Origin of the sequence: Chishuiella changwenlii (assembly GCF_900142565.1) — a bacterium.
Classification (GTDB): Bacteria; Bacteroidota; Bacteroidia; order Flavobacteriales; family Weeksellaceae; genus Empedobacter; species Empedobacter changwenlii.
In genome coordinates this window covers 1-3,346 of the sequence record NZ_FRBH01000023.1, presented here as the reverse complement: position 1 = coordinate 3,346, position 3,346 = coordinate 1, and the positions used below count along the sequence as shown (strand labels likewise).

General features: G+C 21.9%; 6 protein-coding genes. All 6 read left to right on the top strand.

The annotated features are described in order from the left end of the window. Positions 1-457, top strand: a 457-nt coding sequence (locus BUA86_RS16165; protein WP_178300436.1) for a hypothetical protein, incomplete at its 5' end; no start/stop codon positions are given. Positions 458-469: 12 nt separating this feature from the next. Continuing rightward, positions 470-937, top strand: a complete 468-nt coding sequence (locus BUA86_RS15910; protein ID WP_072934142.1) for a hypothetical protein — start codon at positions 470-472, stop codon at positions 935-937. 96 nt (positions 938-1,033) lie between these two features. Further along, positions 1,034-1,444, top strand: coding sequence for a hypothetical protein (locus BUA86_RS15905; protein WP_143147353.1), 411 nt, complete (start codon positions 1,034-1,036; stop codon positions 1,442-1,444). Between the two features lie 329 nt (positions 1,445-1,773). Further along, positions 1,774-2,184, top strand: a complete 411-nt coding sequence (locus BUA86_RS15900) for a hypothetical protein (protein WP_072934140.1) — start codon at positions 1,774-1,776, stop codon at positions 2,182-2,184. Between the two features lie 10 nt (positions 2,185-2,194). Beyond that, positions 2,195-2,677: a hypothetical protein gene (locus BUA86_RS15895; RefSeq protein WP_072934139.1), complete on the top strand. Its 483-nt coding sequence runs from the start codon at positions 2,195-2,197 to the stop codon at positions 2,675-2,677. Between the two features lie 313 nt (positions 2,678-2,990). Next, entirely contained in the window at positions 2,991-3,263 is a 273-nt protein-coding gene (locus BUA86_RS15885; protein ID WP_072934137.1) for a hypothetical protein, read from the top strand. Positions 3,264-3,346: the final 83 nt, after the last annotated feature.

The following is a 3,346-nucleotide window of genomic DNA, read 5'->3' as shown; positions in this document are numbered from 1 at the left end:
TCTAATGCCCCAATTCATAGATTCATACTATTTAGTTAATGGTAGAAATTCTAAAACTATATTTAGTTTTTTAGAAAATATATCTTTCATAAAAGAGGAAATAGCGACAGAATATACTTTTCCAGATTTTTGTGATATTCCTGAAATAATATTTTATAATGATTTTCATATCATGAATTTTCTAGAAAATAAAATTAATTCTGATTATATTATTTATTGGAATAATAAAAATTTAGAATCTATTGTAAAACAATTTACATTACAATATACAGATGATGGAAATATGATATTTGGAATATCAATTTATGGTAATAACATAATTTCAAAAGAAAGTACTTCATTATTCAGAAATATAAATGAAATTTTAAAAACTAAAATTTCTTGCATTACAATGGAAGAACCACCTCCACACAATACGAATGAGTTTATTGATTTTTGTAATATTAGATATAGATAATTCTAGATTAAAATGAAAAAAATAGTTTTTATTTTTATATTGATTCTGTCATTTTTTTGTTACTCTCAAGAGAATAAAAAGAAATTAATTTCAGAACAAAGTGAGCAAATTAGCAAAGCAAGTCTTAGAAAACTAGCTTTTACAGATTGTTTTTATGCGAAATATTCAAACCCTAAAGAGATTAATGATCGTGAATTTGCTCATTATAATTTATTTGGTTTTGAACCTTTTACAATTAAAGAGCAAAGAGATCCAATATCTAAAATTATAGATTTCGCTACAAATTGGGGTAAAACAAGAAAACAAAATTTAGATATTTCTCCAATAATAAATTGTTTAGAATTATACGAAAGTAAAGAATTAGATATTCTTATTGATAGCGCTTTTTTACATGTTAATGAAGATGAACTTAATGAATATTTTAATGACCCTGAATTTAAATATATAGGTACATATAAGTATTATTTAGAAAAAAAATAATTCCTCCCACTAATATAAACATCCTACTAATAACTATAATATATATTTTGATAATCAAATGGAGCAATACCGCGATTATAAAAATTCTCAATAATTATGTATTCAAATTTTAAAAAAAATCTATTATTTAGTATATTATTCTTGGTTTTTATAGTCATTTTTTATTCATATAATAAGAATAGACGATTAAAAATTTTAGATTTTCCAATTTACACCACTTGCACAATAACAGAATTAAGTAAAAGCGCTAGATCAGAAGGTTATTACAAGTATAAATATACTTATAAAAGTATTTCTTATATCAGAGGAATAGGAGAATCATCTTCTGATAATTTATATGTTGGAAAAAAATACTATATTGTTTTAAATAAAAAAAAACCACAAAACGCAATGTTACTACCATTTGTAATTCTCCCTGATTCTACAAGATTTCCTAATAATGGATGGGAAGAAATACCTAAAGAACTTAACATTAATCAAATTAAAAAATTTTTAGAAAATTATTAGTAATAATACTTTCAATAAATATAGAATAAGCATTTCCTTATCTTAAAATAAGGGTTAAACAAAAGGATAGACAATTGTCTATCCTTTTGTTTCTATTTTTTTACAAAACAATTATGAGAATTATTAAGGTTTAATTTTGCTAACGTTAATTACCCCACCTAACACGAGCATCCTGCTCATAACTAAATAAAAAAATATTAATTTTTAAAACAACCAAAAGCCAGCTAAAAGCTGGCTTTTGGTTGTTATAGTGTAGCTATATTTTTATTAAAGAAATCTTTGTTACTTTTAACCTATATTTTCTAAGAATTAGAAGAAAAGAAATTTTAATGAAAAAAATACTTATTTGTTTACTTATTGTAGTCTTATTTTCTTGTAAAAAAGATAATAATAAACTCAAAGAATATTCTTGGGAATATATCTATATTACTTATGATAATTCCTATTCCTATTTATTTGATAAGCATAGTAATGAATATGAAACATTTAATATAAGTGACTCAATAAAGACAATAAAAAATATCAGTAAAAATGAAAAAGATAGCTTATATAAATGGATACAATCTATCGTTGAAAAACCTCCATATACTGATAATTTATGCACAGGTTATGTTGGTAATATAAAAATTATAATTACTAGAGACGAAAGAGTTAAGCAAACTACTGAAATAAAATCTGTTTGCGATTGGTCTCAATTATCAAATGAAACCAAAAACTTAAAAGCTTTTCTAAATAATTAAATAAAAATTAATGAAAAAGTGTTTCAATAAACAAAAATATATTAGTAGTATATATATATTACTAAGTGTCTTTACAATAAATATTGTTCAATCTTGTACAAAGAAAAAAATAACATTAAAAGCAGCTAAAGATGATATTATTGAAGTAATATATTACAAAAACGATTCTATCGATTTAGAAGTGAAAGGGATTTATGAAAAGGCTTATATTAAAGCAGGGATTTTTATTAATATTGATAATGATTTTTATTATTCTGGAAAAAAAGGAAGTAAATATTTAATGTTTTCAACAAAAAAAGATACAGTTTTTGAATATGAAAATGAAAATGAACTTAACTATTTATATGAAATAAAAAAAGTCTCTAATAACAGCTTCAAAACAACATGCATTTATGTAAATGATTATGGCGAAAAGCATATATTTCAGATGATTTATTATGATAAAGACTATAAAATATTTAAAATAGTTAGAAATGGAAAAAATTATGAGTAAACTAAGTCTCTATATTCTTATTTAAATAAAATGAAAAAAATATTATTTATACCCCTTATAATCCTAATTTTAATGTTCTCATTTTTTAATTCTCATATTTATTTAGATAGTAAAGAATGGAAATATAGTAGAGGTGTGAATATTGGAGATTATGTATTATATAAAAATTTATCTAAAGAAAATTTTTATATATGCTTTGGTCAATACTTAATTATTATTAAAGATTTTGATACAGGTTTCTATTCAAAAAAATAAAAGGTAAACCTTGGTAGCTCCATTATTATTGTAAAGAAATCTTAATTACTTTTAGACTATGAAAGATATTAACTGGTTTAAACAGGTATTTGAATCAAATTTGAAAGAGTATCATATAGAATATAGATTTTTTAAAGATGGAGATTTAGGAGATCTAAATCAAGTAGAATTTAATTCTAAACAAAAAGGTGGTGAAATTGATTTTTGGAGTTCGGGATGGGTTTATATTCATTTTATAAACTATACAAATAATGAAGAACTAATGAATATTTTATTAAAACCTGAAGAAAATAAAGATAAACATCTATTTAAATTAAATAGTTTATTATAAACTATGTATCTATATTAAAACAAAATGCTAAATAAAATTATTAAAATTTTTATAGTCTATCTATTTTTAGGGATAATTGTTAA

Coding starts and splice junctions, on each gene's coding strand:
- BUA86_RS15910 (WP_072934142.1), top strand. CDS start 470: ATGAAAAAAATAGTTTTTATTTTTATATTGATTCTGTCATTTTTTTGT.
- BUA86_RS15905 (WP_143147353.1), top strand. CDS start 1,034: ATGTATTCAAATTTTAAAAAAAATCTATTATTTAGTATATTATTCTTG.
- BUA86_RS15900 (WP_072934140.1), top strand. CDS start 1,774: ATGAAAAAAATACTTATTTGTTTACTTATTGTAGTCTTATTTTCTTGT.
- BUA86_RS15895 (WP_072934139.1), top strand. CDS start 2,195: ATGAAAAAGTGTTTCAATAAACAAAAATATATTAGTAGTATATATATA.
- BUA86_RS15885 (WP_072934137.1), top strand. CDS start 2,991: ATGAAAGATATTAACTGGTTTAAACAGGTATTTGAATCAAATTTGAAA.